The following is a 425-nucleotide window of genomic DNA, read 5'->3' as shown; positions in this document are numbered from 1 at the left end:
GAGCGGACGAAGCCGCACTGCAACGTTGGCACGATCGGCCACGTCGACCACGGCAAGACGTCGCTGACGGCGGCGATCACGAAGGTGCTGGCGGAGTCCGGCGGCGCGACCTTCACCGCTTACGACCAGATCGACAAGGCGCCGGAAGAAAAGGCGCGCGGCATCACGATCTCGACCGCCCACGTCGAGTACGAGACGACCAACCGCCACTACGCGCACGTCGACTGCCCCGGCCACGCCGACTACGTCAAGAACATGATCACCGGTGCCGCCCAGATGGACGGCGCGATCCTGGTCGTGTCGGCCGCCGACGGCCCGATGCCGCAGACCCGCGAGCACATCCTGCTCGCCCGTCAGGTCGGCGTCCCGGCGCTGGTCGTGTTCATGAACAAGGTCGACATGGTCGACGATCCGGAACTGCTGGA

At 67.1% G+C, this 425-nt stretch carries 1 protein-coding gene; it reads left to right on the top strand.

Annotation, left to right across the window (positions count from 1 at the left end):
* On the top strand, positions 1-425 hold a 425-nt coding region (locus tag EJ903_RS26535), incomplete at both ends, for a GTP-binding protein (RefSeq protein ID WP_126620833.1).

It is taken from the genome of Azospirillum griseum, assembly GCF_003966125.1.
GTDB classification, from domain to species: Bacteria; Pseudomonadota; Alphaproteobacteria; order Azospirillales; family Azospirillaceae; genus Azospirillum; species Azospirillum griseum.
The sequence above is the reverse complement of the archived record's forward strand: the minus strand, read 5'-3'. Positions and strand labels throughout refer to the sequence as shown.